Consider the following 21,819-nt stretch of genomic DNA (forward strand, 5'->3'; position numbering starts at 1 on the left):
CCGCCAGAGGGGCGACGAGATTCAGAATCATCTGATGGGCAGATCCGGCTTCGCCGTCTGCCGTCTCCCCCTCAGCCGATCGCGATGTTGGACGTGACGTCCTTCGGGCCCGCGTAGATCCGCTCGATGTCGTCGGCGAAGTCGTTCAGGATGACGGCGCGCTTGATCGACAGCTTCGGCGTCAGGTGGCCCGACGCCTCCGTCCACTCGGTCGGCAGCACGACGAACTCGCGGATCGACTCGGCGCGCGACACGCGCGTGTTCGCCTCGTCGATCGCCTTCTGCACCTCGGCGCGCACGGCCGGGACGCGCGCCGCCTGCTCGAGCGTGAGGTCGCGCGACTCGCCGTGCGTCGCGAGCCACGCCGGGAGCATCTCCGGGTCGAGCGTCACAAGCGCCGAGATGAACGGCTTCTGATCGCCCACCACGACGACCTGGCCGATGATCGGGTTCGCCCGGATCGGATCCTCGAGAACGGTCGGTGCGACGTTCTTGCCGCCGGCCGTCACGATGATCTCCTTCTTGCGCCCCGTGATGGCCAGGCATCCGTTCTCGTCGAGCGCGCCGATGTCGCCCGTCCGGAACCAGGATCCGTCGAATGCCTCCTCGGTGGCCTCCGGATTGCGCCAGTACTCGCGGAACACGTTGACGCCCTTGACCTGGATCTCGCCGTCGTCCGCGATGCGGATGCCGACGCCTGGCAGCGCGGGGCCGACGGTGCCGACCTGGATGCTCTCGGGGCGGTTGACCGTCGCGGGCGCCGTCGTCTCGGTGAGGCCATAGCCCTCGAGGATCTTGATGCCGAGGCCCCGGAAGAAGTAGCCGAGGCGCGGACCCAGGGGAGCGGATCCCGACACGGCGTAGGTCACACGGCCGCCCATGAGGTCGCGCAGCTTGCCGTAGACGAGCTTGTCGAAGAGGCGGAACTGGATCGCGAGCACGGGGCCGATCCGCTCGCCCTCCTGCTCGCGCCTGGCGTGCTCGATCGCGACCTTCGCCGCCTTGAGGAAGATGCGCCCCTTGCCCTCGGCCTCCGTCTTCTGCTCGGCCGAGTTGTAGACCTTCTCGAACACGCGCGGCACGGCGAGCAGCACGGTGGGCTGGAAGGAGCCGAGCGTCTTCACGAGGTTCTTCGTGTTCGGCTCGTGGCCCGTGCGGAGACCCGCGTGGATGTACAGCACCGACATGAAGCGCGCGAACACGTGCGCCGTCGTGATGAACAGGACGGTCGAGGCGCCAGGCTGATCGAACACCTCCGCGAGCGCCGCATACGCGTTCTGCGCCGTGTCGACGAAGTTGCTGTGCGTGAGCACGCAGCCCTTCGGGCGGCCCGTGGAGCCCGATGTGTAGATGATCGTCGCCACGTCGTCACCGCGCGCGAGGTGGCGCCGGCGGTCGATCTCCGCGTCGTCGACATCGGCGCCCTGCGCGGCGAGCTCGTCGAGGGCACCGGTGTCCATGCGCCAGTACAGCCCGACGAGGGGCAGATCGGCGCGGACCTCCGCGAAGCGCTCGTCGTGCTGCGCGGTCTCGACCATGAGCGCGACGGCACCGGAGTCCGAGAGGATCCACTGAATCTGGTCGGGGGAGCTCGTCTCGTAGACGGGGACCATGATCGCCCCGGCGTAGTGCAGCGCGAAGTCCACGAGGGTCCACTCGTACGTCGTGCGGGCGAGGAACCCGACCTTGTCGCCGGCGCGGATCCCGGCCGCGACGAAGCCCTTCGCGAGGCGGATCACCTCCGCCTCGAACTCACGGGCCGTCTTGTCGCGCCAGCCGTCGCCCTCGGGGATGCCGAAGATGGGCTTATCGGGCGTCTTCTGCGCGCGGTCTGCGAGCAGGTCGCTGATGTTGCGGTTCGGGTCGGTCGGCACGATGAGATCGGCGGAGAATTCGATCACGGCAGCTCCTTTGATACCGGTCGGCGGATCCACGCGGGGTCTGCCGCGCGGACGGCGATGTTCCGCCGAGTCTAGGCGCGTCCGGAACACCCCCGCCAGTGGGTTGTCCACGACCGACAAGCTGCCCGCGTGCGTCGCGCGGGCTGGGCGTGCATGTCGGACTAGACTCGTCGCCGTCCCCACACAGCCGTCCTCACACACGGGAGAGGCGACGCGTTGATCTACTGGATCCTCAAGTACCTGGTGATCGGGCCGGTGCTGAAGGCCGTGTTCCGGCCCTGGATCACGGGCGCCGAGCACGTGCCCAAGCAGGGCGCGGCGATTCTCGCGAGCAATCACCTCTCGGTCGTCGACTCGATCTTCCTGCCCCTCATGCTGGATCGGACGATGTCGTTCCTCGCAAAGGCCGAGTACTTCACCGGCACGGGCCTCAAGGGCTGGGCGACGAAGTGGTTCATGAAGGGCACGGGGCAGATCCCCATCGACCGGTCGGGTGGTTCCGCCTCCGAGGCGGCCCTCAACACGGCGCTGCAGGTCATCGGTCGAGGAGACCTCCTCGGGATCTACCCCGAGGGCACGCGCAGCCCGGACGGGCGCCTCTACAAGGGACGCACGGGGCTCGCGCGCATGGCGCTCGTGGCGAAGGTGCCCGTGATCCCCGTCGTGATGGTCGACACCGACACGATGCTGCCGATCGGCTCCTCCCTGCCGCGCATCATGCGGGTCGGCATGGTCGTGGGTGAGCCGCTCGACTTCTCACGCTACGAGGGGCTCGAGGACGACCGATTCGTGCTGCGCAGCGTGACCGACGAGATCATGGTGGCGCTGCAGCAGCTCGGGGGTCAGGAGTACGTCGACGAGTACGCGTCGAAGCACCGCCAGCAGGCCGAGGAACGGGGCGAGACGGCGCCGAGCGCCTTCTCGTGAGCGCGCGTTCCGCACACGCGCTCCGCGCGTGACGAGATGCGTCACCTGAGGGGTGCCGCGGCCCGTTAGGGTGAAGGGATGCAGCACTCTCTCGACGCGCTCGATGCATGGCGCGAACTCCCTATCAAGCAGCAGCCGCAGTGGCCCGATCGGGCCGCCGTCGAGCTGGTGTCGGCCGAGCTGGCGACCCTCCCGCCGCTCGTCTTCGCGGGCGAGGTCGACGAGATGCGCTATCGCCTCGGGCGTGCGGCCGCTGGTGAGGCGTTCCTGCTGCAGGGCGGCGACTGCGCCGAGACCTTCGCGGGCGCGACGGCGGATCAGATCCGCAACCGCATCAAGACCGTGCTCCAGATGGCCGTGGTCCTCACGTACGGCGCCTCGATGCCGATCGTGAAGATGGGCCGGATGGCGGGCCAGTTCGCGAAGCCGCGCTCGAAGGACACCGAGACGCGCGGCGATGTGACGCTGCCGGCGTTCCGCGGTGAGATCGTCAACGGCTTCGACTTCACGGAGGAGTCGCGCACGGCGGATCCGCAGCGCCTCCTGCGCGCTTACCACACGGCCGCGAGCACGCTGAACCTCATCCGCGCCTTCACTCAGGGCGGCTTCGCCGATCTGCGCGAGGTGCACTCGTGGAACCGGGGCTTCGCCGAGAACCCCGCCAACAAGCGCTACGAGCAGATGGCGACCGAGATCGACCGCGCGATCAAGTTCATGGAGGCGGCCGGCGCCGACTTCGAAGAGCTCAAGCGCGTCGACTTCTACACGGGCCATGAGGGCCTGCTCATGGACTACGAGCGGCCTCTGACGCGCGTCGATTCGCGCACGGGCGAGGTCTACGACACGTCCGCCCATTTCATCTGGATCGGCGAGCGCACGCGCGAGCTCGACGGCGCGCACGTCGACTTCTTCTCGAAGGTGCGCAACCCGATCGGCGTCAAGCTCGGCCCGACGACGTCGCCCGAGACCGCCCTCGAGCTCATCGACAAGCTCGACCCCGAGCGCGAGCCCGGTCGGCTCACCTTCATCACGCGCATGGGCGCGGGGAAGATCCGCGAGGCCCTCCCGCCGCTGCTCGAGGCCGTCAAGGCGTCGGGCGCGCAGCCGCTGTGGGTCACCGACCCGATGCACGGCAACGGGTTCGCGACGCCGACGGGCTACAAGACGCGTCGTTTCGACGACGTCGTCGACGAGGTGCGCGGCTTCTTCGAGGCGCACCGCGACGCGGGCACGCACCCCGGCGGCATCCATGTCGAGCTCACGGGCGACGATGTGACCGAGTGCCTCGGCGGATCCGAGCGGATCGACGAGGAGGCGCTCGCGACCCGCTACGAGTCGCTGTGCGACCCGCGCCTCAACCACATGCAGTCGCTCGAGCTGGCCTTCCTCGTCGCCGAGGAGCTCGAGAAGCGCTGAGTCGGCGCGCGCAACGGCCCCGCCGCCCGAGAGGGCGCGCGGGGCCGTTCTGCGTCAGACCGCGCCCGTGTTGTCGATGTAGATCGTCACCGTGGTCTGCGCCGGAACATGCTCGGTCCCCGGCGCGGGGTCGGTGCCGGTGACGGTCGTCCAGTCGTTCGGCCAGGCCGACCACAGGCCGTTGTAGGTCACGGTGAATCCTTCGGCCTCGAGCGTCGCGATGGCGTCGTCGCGCGTCATCCCTGTGACGTCGGGGATCGCGACGGGCTCGGGACCGAGCGACTCGACCAGCGTCACGGTGTCGCCGGGATGCCACGCCTCGCCGTTCGGGTTCTCGACGAGCCCGATCGCCAGCCCCGCGGCGATCGAATCGTGGTACCACCTCTCCGTCGCGTCCTCGACCTCGAGCCCCGCGCCGTCGAGTCGTTCGCGCGCGGCGTCGATCGACAGACCGGAGACGTCGGGAATCGGTCCCATGGATTCGATGAGGGTGACGGTGTCGCCGGGGTGGATCGCGGTGTCGCCGGGATCGGGGGAGACGGCGATCGCGGAGCCGGCGTCGATCGAGTCGCTGAAATCGCGCTCGGTCTCGTCGGCGACGATGAGGCGAGCGGTCTCGAGCCGTTCGCGAGCCTCGTCGATCGGTGTGTTCGCGATATCGGGGATCGGCCCGGCGGACACGGTCATCTCCAGCTCATAACCCTGATACGCGTCGCAGCCATCCAGGCATCCGTAGTCGGAATCGGAGCCGGGCGACGACACCCGCGCTCCGATCACGTCGCCGGGGGCACGGGCGTCGTATCTCTCGATCGCGTTGTTCGGCATCCTCAGGCCGGCGTCTGTCGCGTAGTCCTCCGCCTGGGTGAGGGTGAAGCCACGGAACGAATCGAGAGTGATCGCCTTCGGCCCGAGCGAGGTCGTGATCGTCACGCTGTCGCCCGGATACACCTGGGTGCCCGGCGCTGGCGAGACCGCGGTGATCCGCCCCTCCGGCACCTCGAGGCTGTGGTCCGTCTCCTCGATGGCGCCGAGCTCGAGCGCCGCGAGCTGCCTCTCGGCATCGTCGAACGTCGCGTCGTCGGCGAACGTCGGCACGAGCACCATGGATCCCGGGCCGGAGCCGAACCACCAGCCGACGCCACCCGTGACGATCGCGAGCACGAGGACGATCGCCGTCGCCCAGGCGCCGCGGATGCGCCTGCGCCGGGTCTTCACGCGGAGGCGCTCGGCGTTGCCGGCCGTCGCGGGCGCGGATCCCACGGGGCCGGTTCCGCCGAGGACGCTCGTGAGCTCGCCCGTGTCGAGCGACGGCGGGAGGATCCTCGTCTCCCCGTCACCGTCGTCGTCCGCGTCGTCATCGTCGGGCGCCGCCGGGGCGATGCGACTGCGCGGCGGCAGGGGAGCGATGCCCAGCTGTTCCTCGATCTCGCGCAGCCGGTCGAGCATCTCCTGCGCGTCGGAGGGGCGCTCGTCGGGGGTGCGCTCCGTCGACCAGAGCACCAGCTCGTCGAGCTGTTCGGGAACGGCGGGATTCAGGAAGCTCGGCCGCGGCACCTGCTCGGTCGCGTGCTGATACGCGATCTGCATCGGCTGCTCGCCCTGGTACGGCTGCTCGCCCGTGAGCATCTCGTAGAGCATGATTCCGAGGGCGTAGATGTCGGTGCGGGCGTCGGCGGTTCCCTGGGTGACGAGCTCGGGCGCGAGGTACGCGATCGTGCCGAGGAGCTGCTGCCCCGACGCAGTGTTCGCCGTCGTCGCTCGTGCAAGGCCGAAGTCGCCGATCTTGATGCGCCCATCCTCGGCGATCAGCACGTTCTCGGGCTTGACATCGCGGTGGATGAAGCCGGCTCGGTGCGCGGAGGCGAGGCCGGACAGCACGGCGTGCATGACCGTGATGGCATGGTCGAGGGGGAGCCGCTTCTGCTCGTTGAGCAGGTCTCGCAACGTGACGCCGGGCAGGTACTCCATCACGAGGTACGCGATGTCGTCGTCCTGCCCCTGGTCGAAGACGCTGACGACGTGGGGGTCGCTGAGGCGCGCGGCGGCGCGCGCCTCCTGGATGAATCGGCTCTGGAACCTGTCATCGTCGCTGAGGTGATGGTGCATCACCTTGAGGGCGACGCGCCGCTCGAGGCGCAGGTCGGTCGCGAGATAGACGGTCGCCATCCCGCCGCGGGCGACACGGCTGCGCACCCGGTACCTGCCGTCGACGAGCCGCCCCACGAGGGGATCAGCCACAGGACGAGGAGACACGCCTAGATTCTAGGGACACCGCCCCGTGCACGGCCGGAGGACTCACCCGTGCTGGGCGAGCCAGCCGTATGCGGCGACGCGCCAGCGGTCGTACCGATCGGGGAAGGCCGAGATCTGGACGGCCTGTGCGGCCTCGCCGAACCCCATGGCCTGCCATCCAGGGATGTCGAGCAGGCCGCGGGTGGATCCGTCTGCGGCGCCGAGGAAGAACGCGCGCGTCGAGACGCCGCGGTCGAGGAGGTCCTCCGCATCGCCCCAGCCCGCGCTCGGGCGCTGCTGGAACAGGCCGACGGAGTCGCGGTCGCCCCAGTCGAGGTTGCGCAGGCTCGACTCGACCATCGCCGTCGCGAGCGCGATCGCGATGCCGCTCTCGGGCACGCCGAGGTCGCGGCCGACGCCGATGATGAGCGTCGCGTTCTCGGCCTGCGGCGCATTGAGGATCGCCTGCAGGTCGTATTCCGGCGAGTCGTAGATCGACGGCACGCGATCGGGCTCGGGCTCCGGATCGGCGCGCTCGACGACGAGCTCCTGGCCGGGGTAGATGATCGCGCCGTCGTCGAGGTCGTTGAGGTCGAGGAGCTCGCCGACCGAGAGGCCGTGCTCAGCGGCGATCGCCCAGAGCGTGTCGCCCGCCTCGACCGTGTAGGTCCCGTCGCCTGCCGGAGCGGCGGGCTGTCCCGAGCCGGAGTCCTCCGATCCGGAATCGTCGGATCCGCCTCCGGTCCCACCGTCGCCGGCGCCGGGGATGGTGAGCTCCTGGCCGGGGAAGATGACGGCGGCCGCGCCGAGGTCGTTGGCCTCGGACAGCGCACGCACCGACACGCCGTAGTGCTGCGCGATCGCCCAGAGCGTGTCGCCGGCCTGCACCGTGTGGGTGGCCCCCGACGCGTGCGCGCCGCCTCCGTCGGGCGCGGCGGGTGCCGCCGACGGCGCGCGGAGCGTGAGCTCGTCGCCGGGGTGGATGATGCTCGACCAGCTCAGCCCGTTCCACGTGAGCAGATCGACGGTGCGCAGGCCATGACGGATCGCGATGCCGGTGATCGTCTCGCCGGCCCGCACCGTGTGCACGGCGACCCCCGCGGCGCCCGACGCGTAGCCGGGGCGGGGCGCGGACGTGGCCGCGAGCTTCGCGAATGCGGCGCTGGCCCTGTCCTGCTGTGCACGGGTGAGGGCCCGGGAGTCGGGCTCCGCCGCGACGGCGGGGACGGCGCCGAGCGCGAGCGCGACGGCGCCCGTCATGGCGACGGGCGCTGCGGCCAGGACACGGACGGTCGGGGTCATCGGAATCTCCCTCGGATTCGGCCGATCACACACATCGGCAGGAGTTCACGGTGTCACGAACGCATAACAGTGTCAACTGGTGATAACGGATGTGACTGATGTGACTTGTGTGGTGTGCAAGGAGGCCGTGCGAGAATCGGGGGGTGACTGATGACGCGGCGTCCGCAGCTGACGCGATCGAATGGCTGACGCTCCCCGATGTCGCCGAGCGGCTGGGGGAGGCGCCGGGGCGTGTGCGCCGGCTCATCGACGACCGCGCGCTCGTCGCAGTGCGGCGCGACGGCATCCGCGTCGTCCCCGCCGACTTCATCGACGGCGATCGCCCCCTGTCGTCGCTGCGCGGCACCGTGATCGTGCTGCAGGACGTCGGGCTCGACGACGAGGAGATCATCGCGTGGCTCTACGCGGAGGAGCCCTCGCTCGGCAACGCGCCGATCGCATCGCTGCTGGCCGGCCGCAAGGCCGAGGTGCGACGCGTCGCCGTCACCCTCGCCTGAGCGCCCTCAGGACGCGCGGGCGGTCGCGGCCTCGAGGAGGGCCCGCAGCTCAAGGGCCGTCGTGTCGTCGAGATCGGCCCGCGAGAGCGCGCCCTCGGCGGAGCGGGTCTGCGCGGCGATGATCTGCTCGACGCGCTCCAGAGCCCCGGATGCGCGCACGACCGACTGCAGGCCCGCGACCTCCGCGTCCGTGAGGTCGTCCGCGCCGAGGCGCCCGTCGAAGCGCTCGCGCGCCTCGGGATCCATGCCCTCTCGTGCATATGCGACGAGGAGCGTGCGCTTGCCCTCCCGGAGGTCATCGCCCGACGGCTTGCCTGTCACGGCGGGATCCCCGAACGCGCCGAGCACGTCGTCGCGCAGCTGGAACGCGAGCCCGAGCGGGGGGCCGAACTCTGCGAGGGCGTCGCGGACCTCGGTGTCGGCGCCGCCGAGCGCGGCGCCGATCAGCAGGGGCTGCTGCACGCTGTAGCGCGCCGACTTCAGGGCGGCGATGCGCAGGGCGCGGTCGGCGTGCGCGGCGTCCGGGAGGGTCGGCCAGGCTGCCTCCTCCGCGATGTCGAGGAACTGTCCGAGGATCACGTCGCGCCTCATCCGCGCGTACAGCTCCCGCGTCTCGGCCGCGTCCTCCGCGTCGACGAGCGCGCCTTCGAACAGGTCGTCGCTCCACCCGAGCAGCAGGTCGCCGAGAAGGATCGCGCCCGAGCGGCCGAAGGCCTCGCCCGAACCGGACCATCCGCGCTCGCCGTGCGCGGCCTCGAGCGCCCGCCACGTCGACGGCCGCCCCCGGCGCGTATCGGAGTTGTCGACGATGTCGTCGTGCACGAGGGCGGCGGCCTGGAACACCTCGAGCGCCGCGCCGAGGTCGATCACGTGGGCGGGCGGCACGCCCGGGGTGCGCGTCGCGGCGCGCCACCCCCAGTACGCGAAGCGGGCGCGCAGCCTCTTCCCGCCGACGAGCGCCTGCGTCGCGTGGTCCAGGAGCAGGGCGGCGACGGGATCGTCCTCGACCTCGCCCGCGAAGACCTCGTCGCGACGGACCTCTTCGCGCCGTTCTCGGGCGAAGTTCCCCAACCGCTCGGAGATGGCTGAGATGATGGCGTGAGCGGGCGACACACACCTAGCCTAGGTGGACGCTTCGGCGATAGAATGAAAGTCGACCTTTCTACCCGAGGGGGTTACCGATGCCACTCTCCGAGCAGGAGCAGCGACTTCTCGATGAGATGGAGCGCCAGCTCATGCACAACGACGCCGACGTCGTGCATCCTGGAGCCAATCGCACGCTCAGCTACCGCAACCTGCTGATCGGCGCGCTTCTCGTGCTGCTGGGCCTCGCCGGCGTGATCGCGGGCATCGCCCTGTGGAACGTCGCGGCGGTCGTCAGCGTCATCGTCGGAGTCATCGGCTTCGGCGCCATGCTCGGCGGCGTCATCCTCGCGGTCGCGCCGGGAAAGTCCGCATCCTCCGAGCCCGAGGCCGACGGCGAGCCGCGTGCGCCGCGCACTGCTCCGTCCGGCGGCTCCTTCATGGACAAGATGAACGACAGGTGGGATCGCCGACAGCAGGGCTGATCCGACCCCACCTCCTCCGAACGCCGCTCCCTTCCCGAGGGGGCGGCGTTCGCGTGTGATCCCCGGATGACGCGTCGCTCCTCGTGAGCGGCGCGTTTCGTCGTGCCTCCACTTCGCTCCCCGCCGGCCGCTCCGAGGGTGCGACACGCCGCCGCGCGGAGCCGATCTGCTCCTGGCGTTCCACTTTCCTCCACCGCTCGACTTCCGCGTGATCTCGCGGGTTCGGATCTGTGGTATCGGGCGATGATGCCCTATCGACCCTGGTATGTGGGGGAAAGTGGAGTAATGTGGTGCGCACCTCACGGAGGGGCGATCACGTCAGGGGGTGAATGGCCGATGCTGCTGGGTACGCACACACCGAAGCTCGACGACAAAGGCCGCGTCATCCTGCCCGCGAAGTTCCGTGAGGAGCTCGCGGGAGGCGTCGTCGTCACCCGTGGGCAGGAGAGGTGTCTCTACGTCTTCTCGACGTCGGAGTTCGAACAGGTGCACGAGCGGATCCGCCAGGCTCCCCTCAGCAACAAGCAGGCCCGCGACTTCATGCGCATGTTCCTCTCCGGCGCGAGCGCCGAGACGCCCGACGGTCAGAATCGCGTCACCATCCCGCAGCACCTCCGCCAGTACGCGGGGCTCAGCAAGGAGCTCATCGTCACGGGCGTCGGCGCACACGCCGAGATCTGGGACGCGAACGCCTGGAACAGCTACCTCGCCAGCAACGAGGACTCGTTCGCGGAGATGCAGGAGGAGGTGATCCCGGGACTCTTCTGATCCGGCGGCTGTGACTCCCAGCCGCGACCCTGTCGTCACTTCCCCGGTGACAGGTCGCGCGGATGGGGACCAGAGCCTCCGGGTCTCCCGGACACACCATGGGCCTCCACGACATCCACATCCCAGTGATGCTCGACCGATGCCTCGAGCTGCTCGGCCCCGGACTCGCCGGCGACGGCGCGATCTATGTCGACGGCACGCTCGGCATGGGCGGGCACGCCGAGGCCGTCCTCGGGCGCTTCCCGCACGCGCGGCTCGTCGGGCTCGACCGCGACCGCCAGGCCCTCGGCATCGCGGGGGAGCGGCTCGCGCCGTTCGGCGACCGGGTGACGCTCGTGCACACGGTCTACGACGGAATCCTCGACGCGCTCGGCGACGAGCGGGCGGGCGCCGTCCTCTACGACCTCGGCGTGTCATCGCTCCAGCTCGACGAGGCCGAGCGCGGCTTCGCCTACGCGCAGGACGCGCCGCTCGACATGCGCATGGACCAGTCGGCGGGGACGACGGCGGCCGACATCGTCGCGACCTACGGCGAGGGCGACCTGCGCCGCATCTTCGAGCGCTACGGCGAGGAGAAGCTCGCGGGCCGGTACGCACGGGCCATCATCGAGGCCCGGAAGTCGGCCCCCTTCACCCGGTCGGGCGAGCTCGTCGACGTGCTGCAGGCGGCGACTCCCGCCGCGCTCAGGAACGCGGGGCACCCCGCGAAGCGCGTGTTCCAGGCGCTCCGCATCGAGGTCAACGGCGAGCTGCGCGCCCTCGAGCGGGCGATCCCGGCCGCCCTCGCGGCGCTCGCAGTGGGCGGGCGGCTCGTAGTGCTCAGCTATCAGTCGCTCGAGGACAGGTTCGTCAAGCGACTCTTCCAGGAGGCGACGCGGTCGACGGCGCCGTCGGGACTGCCCGTCGAACTGCCCGAGCATGCGCCGCGGTTCCGGCTGCTCGTGCGCGGCGCCGAACAGGCCTCCGACGAGGAGGCGCAGCGCAATCCGCGCGCGAAGCCGGTCCGGCTGCGCGCCATCGAGAGGGTGAGGGAGGACTGATGAGCATCGCCGAAGCCGATCTCCTTCCGTTCGAGGATCCGGGCCGTCGCCCGGCTCGCGAGCGCGACCTGCGCGCTGTCGCCGCACCCGAGAGGCGTCGCCGACCGCGCGTCGCCTACGCCCTCGTCGCGGTGGCGGGCGCGGCGCTCATCGCCGCCGCGCAGCTCGGGCTGTCGATCCTGACGGCGCAGAGCAGCTACGAGCTCGCCGCCGTCGAGACCCAGCAGCGCCAGCTCACCCTCGATCACCAGGAGCTGTCGGACGATCTCGCGGGGCTCGCATCGCCGCAGTACCTCGCGGCCAACGCGTCCGCGCTCGGGATGGTGATCGACTCGTCGCCCAGCTACCTGCGGCTGAGCGACGGGCAGGTGACGGGTTCCGGCGAGCCGGCGGGGGCGGCCTCGACCGTCGACGTCGGGGCGGGCAACGCGGCCGCGAACGCGCTCATCGCCGACACGCCCCTCGTGACCGACGCCGATGCGACGATCGGGGGATCCTCGGGGGAGGAGCTCCCCGCGGACATCCCGGACGCACCCGTGATGTCCGGCGGCCTCCCAGCGCCGTCGACCCATTAGCCCCCGCCCCGCTCGCATCCGATCACGAGGAGCCCGATGAACACGAGCGTCAGCCGCAGCGCCCGGCGCCGCACGAGCGTCGCCGCCGTCGTCATCCTCATCGTCCTGCTGGCCTTCGCCGTCCGCCTCGTCGACATCCAGGTCGTGCGGGCGCAGGAGCACATCGACGATTCGCTGCAGGTCGGCAACTTCGTCGGGTCCGACACGCTGTACGGCGTGCGCGGGCAGATCGTCGACGACGAGGGCCAGGTTCTCGCGAGCAGCTCCGTGCGCTACGCCCTCGCGGTCGACCCGAGCCTCGCGAACGACGTCAGGCGCATCGACGAGGCGGGAGACCTCTACGTGGAGTCGTGGGGGCACCTCGCCGAGCGGATCGGCGGGATCGTCGACATGTCGGGCGCCGAGATCGAGCGGATCGCGGCCGATGCGCTCGAGAGCAACCCCGACGCGCAGTACGCGCCCGTGAAGACGGGCCTCACGACCGAACAGTATCGCGCGTTGCTCGAGCTCGACGCGCCGATGATCACCTTCGAGACCGAGAAGTCGCGCACCTACCCCAACGGCGCCGTCGCGGGCAATCTCGTGGGCTTCACCAGCATCGACGACACGCCGCTGGCCGGGTACGAGATGCTCGAGAACGCCTGCCTCGAGTCGACGGACGGCGTGGTCGAGTACCAGCGCTCGGGGGACGCGGGCGTACGGATCCCCGGCACGACGACCGAGACGCCCGCGCAGGACGGCGGCACCCTGCAGCTCACGATCGACACCGACCTCAGCTGGTACCTCCTCCAGATGCTGAAGGAGGAGGTCGAGACGCAGCAGGCGAAGGCTGGCTCCATCATGGTCGCCGACATCGAGACGGGCGAGGTGAAGGCCGCCGTCGACTACCCGACGCTCGACCCCAACGACCCGCAGGCGGCCGACGACGACTTCCGCGGCGCGCAGGTGTTCACGCGCTCGTTCGAGCCGGGATCCACGTTCAAGGCGATCACGACCGCGACAGTGCTCGACCAGGGCGCGGCGACGCCGCTCACGGAGGTCATCGCATCGGGGCACGAGCAGTTCCCGAACGGGGCCGTCGTCGGCGACAGCTTCCAGCACCCCGCATACCGGTACACCGTCAACGGCGCGATGGTCGACTCCTCGAACGTCGCGTTGTCGAAGATCGGCGAGCTCGTGTCGGACCAGACGCGCCACGACTACCTGGAGAAGTTCGGCGTCGGCACACCGACGCCGATCGGATTCACGGGCGAGCAATCGGGCGTGCTGCACCCCGCCGATCAGTGGGACAACCAGACGCACTACGCCACGACGTTCGGCCAGGCCTACACCGTGACGATGCCGCAGGTCGTCAGCGCCTACCAGACCCTCGCCAACGACGGCGTGCGCAAGCCGCTGCACATCGTCGACGGCTGCACGAGCGCCGACGGCGAGGTGACGCAGCCCGAGCTGCCGGACGATGAGCGGATCGTGAGCGCGGAGGCCGCGGAGCAGACCGTCCAGATCCTCGAGAACGTCGCGAACGAGGGATCCGTGTCGGACATGATCCAGGTGCCCGGCTACCGGATCGCCGCGAAGACGGGGACGGCGCAGAAGACGGACGGCAACGGCCGGTACAAGGCAGGCGTGTACTTCACGAGCCTCGTCGGCATCGCGCCCGCCGACGATCCCCAGTACGTCGTGATGGTCAGCCTCGACGAGCCGCGTAGAGTAACGTCGTCTGCGGCCACGGCCCCGGCATTCCAGAAGGCGATGACGCAGGTGCTCAAGACCTACCGCGTGATGCCGTCCGAGGAGCCGTTCGAGCCGCTTCCCAAGTTCACGGAATGACGCGCGTCTCGCGCGGAGGATCCATCACGTCATGATCGCACTCTCACTCGCCGAGATCGCCGCCGTCACGGGCGGCGAGCTGTTCGAGTTCGGCGAAGACACCCCCGAGACGCGCGTCTCCGGGGAGGTCGACACCGATTCCCGCATCATCCGCTCCGGCGGCATCTTCGTCGCGAAGCCCGGCGAGGTGACCGACGGGCACCGGTTCGTCGGAGCCGCCGTCGAGGGCGGCGCCGCCCTCGCGATCGTCGAGCGACGCGTCGACGACCCGGTCTCGCAGATCGTCGTCCCCGATGTCGTCCGGGCGCTCGCGGATCTCGCGCGCGAGGTCGTCGCGCGCGTGCGCGCTGTGGGCGATCTGCGGATCGTCGGGATCACGGGATCCAACGGCAAGACGACGACGAAGAACATGCTGCGCACGGTCCTCGAGGCCGAGGGGGAGACGATCGCGCCGGTCGCGTCGTTCAACAACGCCGTGGGCGCCCCCCTGACGATGCTGCGCGTCACGGAGACGACGCGCTTCCTCGTGTGCGAGTTCGGCGCCGACGCGCCCGGGCAGATCACGCGCCTCGCGGGCCTCGTGACGCCCGATGTCGGGGTGGTGCTCATGGTCGGCCTGTCCCACGCAGGCGGCTTCGGCGGAATCGAGCAGACGGCGATCGCGAAGCGCGAGCTCGTCGAGCAGGTGCGACCCGGCGGGATCGTCGTGCTGAACGCCGACGACGCGCGCGTGGCCGCGATGGCGCCGACGGCCGCGGAGCGCGGCGTCGACGTGCGCTGGTTCGGCGAGGGCGAAGCCGCCGATGTGCGCGCGCTCGAGCTGTCGGTCACGGCGTCCGGCACCGACACGATCGTCGACGTCGACGGCGAGCGGATCCCGCTGCACCTGCGGGTGCTCGGCGCCCATCACGTGAAGAACGCCCTCGCGGCGCTCACGGCGGCCGTCGCGCTCGGCGTCGACCCGAACGCGGCGATCGAGCGTCTCGCGGGCATCGAGCTCGCGGAGCGCTGGCGCATGCAGGTCATGGGGTCCGATCGCGTGACGATCATCAACGACGCCTACAACGCCAGCCCCGACGCGATGCAGGCGGCGCTGCGCACACTCGCGCAGATCACCGCGCCCGACGAGCGCATGGTCGCCGTCCTCGGCGCGATGAGCGAGCTCGGAGAGCGCGACGTCGAGGAGCACAGCAGGATCGGCCTCCTCGCCGTGCGCCTGCGGATCCCGCGGATCGTCGTCGTCGGCGCCGAGGCGCGCCCGCTGTACCTCTCGGCGATCGCCGAAGGATCCTGGAGCGACGAGGTCGTGTTCTTCGAGACCGCCGACGAGGCGTACGAGTACCTGGTGGACGAGCTGCGCGACGGCGATCGCGTACTCGTGAAGTCGTCCAACGCAGCCGGTCTGCGGTTCCTCGGCGATCGTCTGGGAGAATCGTTCTCGTGAGATCACTTCTGGCAGCGGCGGCGATCTCGCTCGCGTTCACACTCCTGCTCACCCCCGTCTTCTTCCGCATGTTCCGTGCATGGGGCTGGGGGCAGGTCATCCGCACGGACGGCAAGGGGTTCAACGCCCCGAAGCACGAGACGAAGCGCGGCACGCTCACGATGGGCGGCGTCATCTTCATCCTCGGCACGATCGTCGGGTACGTGGCCGGCACCTATGCGGGAGGCAACCCGCCGACTCTGTCGGGCTGGCTCGTCATCTGGGCGATGCTCGGCTTCGGCACCGTGGGCTTCATCGACGACTACATGAAGGTCAAGATGCAGCACTACGCCGGGCTGACGGGCTGGAAGAAGATCGTCGGCCAGATCCTCGTGATGGTGCCCTTCGGCGTCGTCGCCCTCAACTTCCCGAACAGCTTCGGCCTCACGCCGAGCAGCGGGTACATCTCGTTCATCCGCGACATCGACGTGCTGTCGTTCATGGCCCTCGCGCCCGTGCTCGGATGGTTCCTCTACCTCGCCTGGATCTCCCTGCTCGGCACGGGCTTCAGCAACTCCGTCAACCTCACCGACGGGCTCGACGGCCTCGCCGCCGGCGCGAGCATCTTCGTCGTCGGCGCGTACAGCCTCATCGCGTTCTGGCAGTTCAACCAGTCCTGCATCTCGAGCGGCACGTCGTCCGACAACCTCGCCGCCTGCTATTCGGTGCGCGACCCGCTCGATCTCGCGATCGTGTCCGCCGCGTTCGTCGGAGCGCTGGTGGGCTTCCTCTGGTGGAACGCTCCGAAGGCGAAGATCTTCATGGGCGATGTGGGATCCATGGCGATCGGCGGCGTCATCACGGCGATGGCGATCCTCACCCGCACGGAGCTGCTCGGCGTGCTCATCGCGGGCCTGTTCGTGATGTCGAGCGGATCCGTCATCCTGCAGCGGCTGTACTTCAAGCTCACGCGCGGCAAGCGGCTCTTCCTGATGAGCCCCATCCATCACCACTTCGAGCTGCGCGGCTGGCACGAATCGACGATCGTCGTGCGCTTCTGGATCATCGCCGGCCTGTTCGCCATCACCGGCGTCGGCCTGCTCTACATCGAATGGCTCTCCCGCGTATGACCGCACCGTCCGATCGCCTCGACACGCTCACGAGCTGGCGCGCCGACTGGACGAGGCTGCGCGTCGCGGTGCTCGGCCTCGGCGCGACCGGGTTCTCGGTCGCCGACACCCTGGCCGAGCTGGGGGCGGATGTGCTCGTCGTCGCCGAGAGCGCGCCTGAGGAGTACGCCCGCCTCGTGCCCGTGATCGGCGCGCGGCTCGATGAGTCGCCCCTCGACGTCGTCCCCGCCTCGCTCGCGGACTTCGCCCCCGAGGTCGTCGTCGCGTCGCCCGGCTTCCCGCCGGCGCATCCCATCATCGAGTGGGTCCGCGGCCAGGGGATCGCCCTCTGGGGCGACATCGAGCTCGCCTGGCGGCTTCGCGACAAGGTCGTGCGCGACGACGGCAGCCCGGCCGACTGGGTCTTCGTGACGGGGACCAACGGCAAGACCACGACGACGCGGCTCGCCGCGACGATGCTCGTCGAGGGCGGCCTGCGCGCAGCGCCCTGCGGCAACATCGGAGTGCCGATCCTCGACGCGATCCGCGATCCGGCCGGTTTCGACGTGCTGGTCGTCGAGCTGTCGAGCCACCAGCTCTGGTATCTCGGGCTGGACGACGGCCCCGGCGCCCCCGTGCCGCACTCGGCAGTGTGCCTGAACCTCGCCGACGACCACCTCGCGTGGCACGGCTCGGCTGAGGCGTACCGCGACGCGAAGGCCGTCGTCTACCGCCACGCGCGCGTCGCGTGCGTGTACAACAAGGCGGACGCGCAGACGATGCGGATGGTCGAGGAGGCCGACGTCACGGAGGGCGCCCGCGCGGTCGGCTTCGACCTCGGCGTGCCGGGCCCGAGCGAGCTCGGCGTCGTCGACGGGATCCTCGCCGACCGCGCGTTCGTGGAGAACCGCCGCACCTCCGCCGCAGAGCTCGCGACCGTCGAGGAGCTCCGCGGCCGCGGGCTCGCGATGCCTCATGTCGTCGCCAACATCCTCGCGGCGGCGGCGCTCGCGCGCGCGGCGGGCGTCGAGCCGGCCGCGGTGCGCCGCGCGCTGCAGAGCTTCGAACTGGATCCGCACCGCATGCAGCTCGTCGCCGAGTCGGGGGGCGTCGCGTGGATCGACGACTCGAAGGCGACGAATCCTCACGCCGCCATCGCCTCCCTGACGGCGTTCCCGCGCGCCGTGTGGATCCTCGGCGGCCTGTTCAAGGGCATCGACATCGCCCACATCGTGCGCGAGCGCGGCGGCGAGGTGACGGCCGCGATCGCGATCGGCGTCGACAGGGATCCGGTGCGCGCGGCGTTCGCACGACACGCGCCGCACGTGCCGCTGTATGAGGTCGACGACGCTCAGACTGAAGACGTCATGGCGCGCGCGGTCGAGCTGGCCGCGCGGGCCGTGGGCGCGGGCGGCGTCGTGCTTCTCGCGCCGGCGGCGGCCTCGTTCGACCAGTTCGCGAGCTACGGCGAGCGGGGAGACAGGTTCCAGGAAGCGGTGCGGGAGCGGATCGAGAGGGGGAGCACAGATGACTCAGGCGGCGCGTCCCCCGAAGCGGTCTGAGAAGGGTCCCCTCGCGGCGCGGATCGCGCTGGGCCGCAGCATGCGGCCCGTGCCCGTCGAGTTCCTGCTGATCGGATCCTCCGCGATCCTCCTCACCGCGTTCGGCGCAGTGATGGTGTTCTCGGCGACGACCGTCGAGTCGATCGCCGCGAACGGCAGTCCGTACAACGACGGCGTCAGCCACCTCGTCTTCGCGGCGGTCGGTCTCCCGCTCATGTTCGTGATGAGCCGCTTCTCGGTGCCCTGGCTGCGGCGGCTCGCCTGGCCGGCGCTCGTTCTCGGGATCGGGCTTCAGCTGCTCGTGTTCACACCGCTCGGGTTCGAGTTCGGCGGCAACCGCAACTGGCTCGACCTCGAGGTCGCCACGGTCCAGCCGTCTGAGTTCCTCAAGCTCGCCCTCGTGCTGTGGATCTCGTTCATCCTCCACCGCAAGCGCGACCGGCTGACGAGCTTCTGGCAGTTCGCGATCCCGGTCCTCCCCGGCGCGGGCTTCGCGGTCGCGACGGTGCTCGGCGGCCAGGACCTCGGCACGGCCACGATCATCGCGATGCTCGCGCTCGGGGCCATGTTCTTCGCGGGCGTGCGCCTGCGCTTCCTCGCCCCGATCGTGCTCGTGGGCGCGGCGGGGGTCGCGGCGCTCGCGATCATCAGTCCCAACCGGATGACCCGAATCCTGTCGGTCTTCGACCCGGACTGCGATCCGCTCGGCGAGTGCTACCAGCCCTATCACGGGCTCTGGGGGCTCGCGGGCGGCGGGATCCTCGGGCGCGGGCTCGGCAACTCGCGCGAGAAGTACAACTGGCTGCCCGCCGCGGCCGACGACTACATCTTCGCGATCGTCGGGGAGGAGCTGGGGCTCCTCGGCTGCCTCGTCGTGCTCGCCCTGTTCGCCGTGCTCGCGGTCGGCATCTTCCGCATCGTGCGCCGTACCGATGACCTGTTCGTGCGCGCCGCGGCCGGCGGCATCGGCGTGTGGATCATCGGGCAGGCGCTCGTCAACATCGGCGTCGTGCTCCGCGTCCTCCCTGCGCTCGGCGTACCGCTGCCTTTCCTCTCCGCCGGCGGCTCCTCCCTCCTCGCGGTGCTTCTCGCCTGCGGCGTGCTGCTCGCGCTGGCGCGCACCCTGCCCGACGGCAGCGCGCCTGTCGGAGCCGTTCCCGCAGGCCGCAGGTCGTAAGATCGTCCGGTGACGACGTACCTGCTCGCCGGCGGAGGAACCGCCGGACACGTGAACCCGATGCTCGCGGTCGCCGACGGCCTCCGGGCACGCCGTCCTGACGACGAGATCCTCATCCTCGGCACGGCCGAGGGCCTCGAATCCCGCCTCGTTCCCGAGCGCGGCTACGAGCTCCTCATCGTGCCGAAGGTGCCGTTCCCGCGCCGCCCGAACGGCGACGCCCTGCGGTTCCCCTCGCGCTTCTCGCGCGCCGTGAAGACCGTGCGCGGCTACCTGCGCGAGCGCGGCGTCGACGTCGTGCTCGGCGTCGGCGGGTACGCGGCCGCGCCCGCATACGTCGCGGCGCGCCGCGAGCGGATCCCCGCCGTCGTGCACGAGGCCAATGCGCGGCCCGGTCTCGCGAACGTGCTCGGCGCGCGCTCGGCCGCCGCCGTCGGCGTCGCCTTCGACGGAACGCCGATCAGGAGGGGCGAGGTCGTCGGCATGCCGCTGCGGCCCGAGATCGTCTCACTGGATCGCGCGGCGGCCAGGGGCGAGGCGGCGCGCGCCTTCGGCCTCGACCCGGCACGCCCCGTCCTGCTCGTCTTCGGCGGGTCCCTCGGCGCGCGGCGCCTCAACACGACGCTCGCCGAGTCGTGGCGCGACATCCGCTCGGCCGGATGGCAGATCCTTCACATCACGGGTGAGAAGAACGCCGTCGACGTGCCCGGCGAGGCCGGGTACGTCGTGCGTCCCTATGTCGACCGGATGGACCTCGCCTTCGCCCTCGCCGACGTCATCGTCGCGCGGTCCGGCGCCTCGACCGTGTCGGAGATCTCGGCCCTCGGGATCCCGGCGATCTACGTGCCCTATCCCGTCGGCAACGGCGAGCAGCGCCTCAACGCCGCCTCCGCCGTGCGTCGCGGCGCCGCGCGCCTCGTCGACGACGCCGCCTTCACGCCGGAGTGGGTGCGGACAGAGCTCGTGCCGTTCCTCTCCGACCCGGAGCAGATCGCCGCCTATGCGGAGGCCGCCGACGGCGCGGGAACGCGGTTCGGCACCGAGAACGTCATCGCCCACCTCGACCGCGCCCGCGCGGCGCGACAGGAGGCCCGCTCATGATCGCCCCCGACCTCGCGGTCCCCATTCCCGACGAGATCCGGTCGGTGCACTTCATCGGCATCGGCGGATCCGGCATCTCGGGCCTCGCGCGCATGTTCCTGCAGGCTGGCATCCCCGTCTCCGGCTCCGACCGCGCGGAGAGCCAGAACACCCGCGACCTCGCCGCGCTCGGGGCAGGGGTGCACATCGGGCACGACGCCGCGAATCTCGGCGACGTCGACGCCGTCGTGTACACGGGCGCGATCTGGCCCGAGAATCCCGAGTACCTCGCGGCGAAGGAGCGCGGCATCACGCTGCTGCATCGCTCGCAGGCGCTGAAGCACCTCATCGACGGGCGGCGCCTCGTCTCGGTCGCGGGCGCGCACGGCAAGACGACGTCGACGGGCATGATCGTCACGGCGCTTTCGGAGCTCGGCGCGGATCCGAGCTTCGTCAACGGCGGCGTCATCCAGCAGTTCGGTGCGTCGAGCCGCGCGGGGGAGGACGACCTCTTCGTCGTCGAGGCGGACGAGTCGGACGGCACCTTCCTCATCTACGACACCTCCGTCGCGCTCATCACGAACGTCGACGCCGACCACCTCGACCACTACGGCTCGCACGAGGCCTTCGACGACGCGTTCGTGCGCTTCGCGGACGCGGCGCGCGAGGCCGTCGTCATCTCAGCCGACGACGCGGGGGCGCGCCGCGTCGGCGCACGCCTCGCCCATCCGCACGTCGTCACCTTCGGCGAGTCGGAGGGCGCGGACCTGCGCGTCGTCGACATCGACACCCACGGCCCCGTGTCGTTCGCGCTCGAGAGCGCGGGCGAGCGGGCCGAGGTGCAACTGAGCGTTCCGGGCCGGCACAACGCGATCAACGCGGCCGGAGCCGTCGCGGTGCTCGTCGCCCTCGACCATCGACTGCCGGACGCGGCGCGCGCCGTCGAGGCGTTCGGCGGCACGGTGCGGCGGTTCGAGCTGCACGGCGCCGAGCACGGCGTGCGGGTGTACGACGACTACGCGCACCACCCGACGGAGGTCGCGGCCGCGCTGGCGGGCGCGCGCTCTGTCGTCGGCGAGGGACGCATCATCGCGCTGCACCAGCCGCACACCTACTCGCGCACGCAGCTGCTGGCGGGCGAGTTCGCGCGGGTGCTCGAGGAGCACGCGGACCACTCCGTCGTCCTCGATGTGTACGGCGCGCGCGAGGATCCGATCCCCGGCGTGACGGGACACCTCGTCGAGGAGGCCTTCGAGGATCCGGCGGCCGTGTCGTACGAGCCCGATTGGCAGCGCGCCGCCGAGCGCGCCGCCGAGGTCGCACGCGACGGCGACTTCATCATCACGCTCGGCTGCGGCGACGTCTACCGGATCATCCCGCAGGTGCTGGACGCCCTGCGCCGCGGGGAGTGA

Annotated in this window: 18 protein-coding genes; 14 read left to right on the plus strand and 4 right to left on the minus strand. The window is 70.6% G+C overall.

Going from position 1 to position 21,819, the window contains the following annotated elements; genetic code table 11:
- Positions 1–71: 71 nt before the first annotated feature.
- On the minus strand, positions 72–1,901 hold the full coding sequence (locus tag GB932_RS03200) for an AMP-dependent synthetase/ligase (protein WP_156759268.1): 1,830 nt from the start codon (positions 1,899–1,901) through the stop codon (positions 72–74).
- Positions 1,902–2,117: 216 nt separating this feature from the next.
- On the opposite strand from GB932_RS03200, the gene GB932_RS03205 reads away from it, so the two are divergent.
- Both GB932_RS03205 and GB932_RS03210 read left to right on the plus strand, forming a co-directional pair.
- On the plus strand, positions 2,118–2,828 hold the full coding sequence (locus tag GB932_RS03205; protein ID WP_156759269.1) for a lysophospholipid acyltransferase family protein: 711 nt from the start codon (positions 2,118–2,120) through the stop codon (positions 2,826–2,828).
- A 78-nt stretch (positions 2,829–2,906) separates the two neighbouring features.
- Entirely contained in the window at positions 2,907–4,244 is a 1,338-nt protein-coding gene (locus tag GB932_RS03210; protein WP_156759270.1) for a class II 3-deoxy-7-phosphoheptulonate synthase, read from the plus strand.
- Positions 4,245–4,298: 54 nt separating this feature from the next.
- On the opposite strand, the gene pknB is transcribed toward GB932_RS03210, so the two are convergent.
- A complete protein-coding gene (gene pknB / locus GB932_RS03215) occupies positions 4,299–6,497 on the minus strand; it encodes a Stk1 family PASTA domain-containing Ser/Thr kinase (RefSeq protein WP_156759271.1) in 2,199 nt (732 codons plus the stop codon).
- Between the two features lie 42 nt (positions 6,498–6,539).
- Positions 6,540–7,778 (minus strand): LysM peptidoglycan-binding domain-containing protein, encoded by a 1,239-nt coding sequence (locus GB932_RS03220; RefSeq protein WP_156759272.1) that lies wholly within the window; start codon positions 7,776–7,778, stop codon positions 6,540–6,542.
- Positions 7,779–7,921: 143 nt separating this feature from the next.
- On the opposite strand from GB932_RS03220, the gene GB932_RS03225 reads away from it, so the two are divergent.
- Entirely contained in the window at positions 7,922–8,275 is a 354-nt protein-coding gene (locus GB932_RS03225; protein WP_156759273.1) for an Rv2175c family DNA-binding protein, read from the plus strand.
- Positions 8,276–8,281: 6 nt separating this feature from the next.
- Here GB932_RS03225 and GB932_RS03230 read toward each other — a convergent pair whose 3' ends face one another.
- Positions 8,282–9,388, minus strand: a complete 1,107-nt coding sequence (locus tag GB932_RS03230) for a polyprenyl synthetase family protein (protein ID WP_156759274.1) — start codon at positions 9,386–9,388, stop codon at positions 8,282–8,284.
- 68 nt (positions 9,389–9,456) lie between these two features.
- Here GB932_RS03230 and GB932_RS03235 point away from each other — a divergent pair, with 68 nt between their 5' ends.
- The 11 genes from GB932_RS03235 (at position 9,457) to murC (ending at position 21,819) form a co-directional block, all read left to right on the plus strand.
- Positions 9,457–9,843, plus strand: coding sequence for a DUF3040 domain-containing protein (locus tag GB932_RS03235; RefSeq protein ID WP_156759275.1), 387 nt, complete (start codon positions 9,457–9,459; stop codon positions 9,841–9,843).
- Between the two features lie 336 nt (positions 9,844–10,179).
- Positions 10,180–10,611 (plus strand): division/cell wall cluster transcriptional repressor MraZ, encoded by a 432-nt coding sequence (mraZ, locus tag GB932_RS03240; protein ID WP_156759276.1) that lies wholly within the window; start codon positions 10,180–10,182, stop codon positions 10,609–10,611.
- Between the two features lie 98 nt (positions 10,612–10,709).
- On the plus strand, positions 10,710–11,651 hold the full coding sequence (gene rsmH / locus GB932_RS03245) for a 16S rRNA (cytosine(1402)-N(4))-methyltransferase RsmH (RefSeq protein WP_156759277.1): 942 nt from the start codon (positions 10,710–10,712) through the stop codon (positions 11,649–11,651).
- Positions 11,651–12,226, plus strand: a complete 576-nt coding sequence (ftsL, locus tag GB932_RS03250) for a cell division protein FtsL (protein ID WP_156759278.1) — start codon at positions 11,651–11,653, stop codon at positions 12,224–12,226. The genes rsmH and ftsL overlap by 1 nt, the downstream gene beginning before the upstream one ends.
- A 36-nt stretch (positions 12,227–12,262) precedes the next feature.
- Positions 12,263–14,056, plus strand: a complete 1,794-nt coding sequence (locus GB932_RS03255; protein ID WP_156759279.1) for a peptidoglycan D,D-transpeptidase FtsI family protein — start codon at positions 12,263–12,265, stop codon at positions 14,054–14,056.
- Between the two features lie 31 nt (positions 14,057–14,087).
- Positions 14,088–15,500 (plus strand): UDP-N-acetylmuramoyl-tripeptide--D-alanyl-D-alanine ligase, encoded by a 1,413-nt coding sequence (locus GB932_RS03260; RefSeq protein WP_156759280.1) that lies wholly within the window; start codon positions 14,088–14,090, stop codon positions 15,498–15,500.
- On the plus strand, positions 15,497–16,609 hold the full coding sequence (gene mraY, locus GB932_RS03265) for a phospho-N-acetylmuramoyl-pentapeptide-transferase (RefSeq protein ID WP_156759281.1): 1,113 nt from the start codon (positions 15,497–15,499) through the stop codon (positions 16,607–16,609). Before GB932_RS03260 ends, mraY begins: the two co-directional genes overlap by 4 nt.
- A complete protein-coding gene (murD, locus tag GB932_RS03270; RefSeq protein WP_156759282.1) occupies positions 16,606–18,150 on the plus strand; it encodes a UDP-N-acetylmuramoyl-L-alanine--D-glutamate ligase in 1,545 nt (514 codons plus the stop codon). Before mraY ends, murD begins: the two co-directional genes overlap by 4 nt.
- The gene (ftsW, locus tag GB932_RS03275) at positions 18,116–19,327 is read left to right on the plus strand and encodes a putative lipid II flippase FtsW (RefSeq protein ID WP_156759283.1); all 1,212 of its coding nucleotides are present in this window, start codon (positions 18,116–18,118) and stop codon (positions 19,325–19,327) included. Before murD ends, ftsW begins: the two co-directional genes overlap by 35 nt.
- Before the next feature lie 9 nt (positions 19,328–19,336).
- Complete coding sequence (locus tag GB932_RS03280) at positions 19,337–20,428, plus strand: UDP-N-acetylglucosamine--N-acetylmuramyl-(pentapeptide) pyrophosphoryl-undecaprenol N-acetylglucosamine transferase (protein ID WP_156759284.1); 1,092 nt, start codon at positions 19,337–19,339, stop codon at positions 20,426–20,428.
- A complete protein-coding gene (gene murC, locus GB932_RS03285; protein WP_156759285.1) occupies positions 20,425–21,819 on the plus strand; it encodes a UDP-N-acetylmuramate--L-alanine ligase in 1,395 nt (464 codons plus the stop codon). The genes GB932_RS03280 and murC overlap by 4 nt, the downstream gene beginning before the upstream one ends.

It is taken from the genome of Microbacterium karelineae (genome assembly GCF_009745985.1).
Taxonomy (GTDB): Bacteria; Actinomycetota; Actinomycetes; order Actinomycetales; family Microbacteriaceae; genus Microbacterium; species Microbacterium karelineae.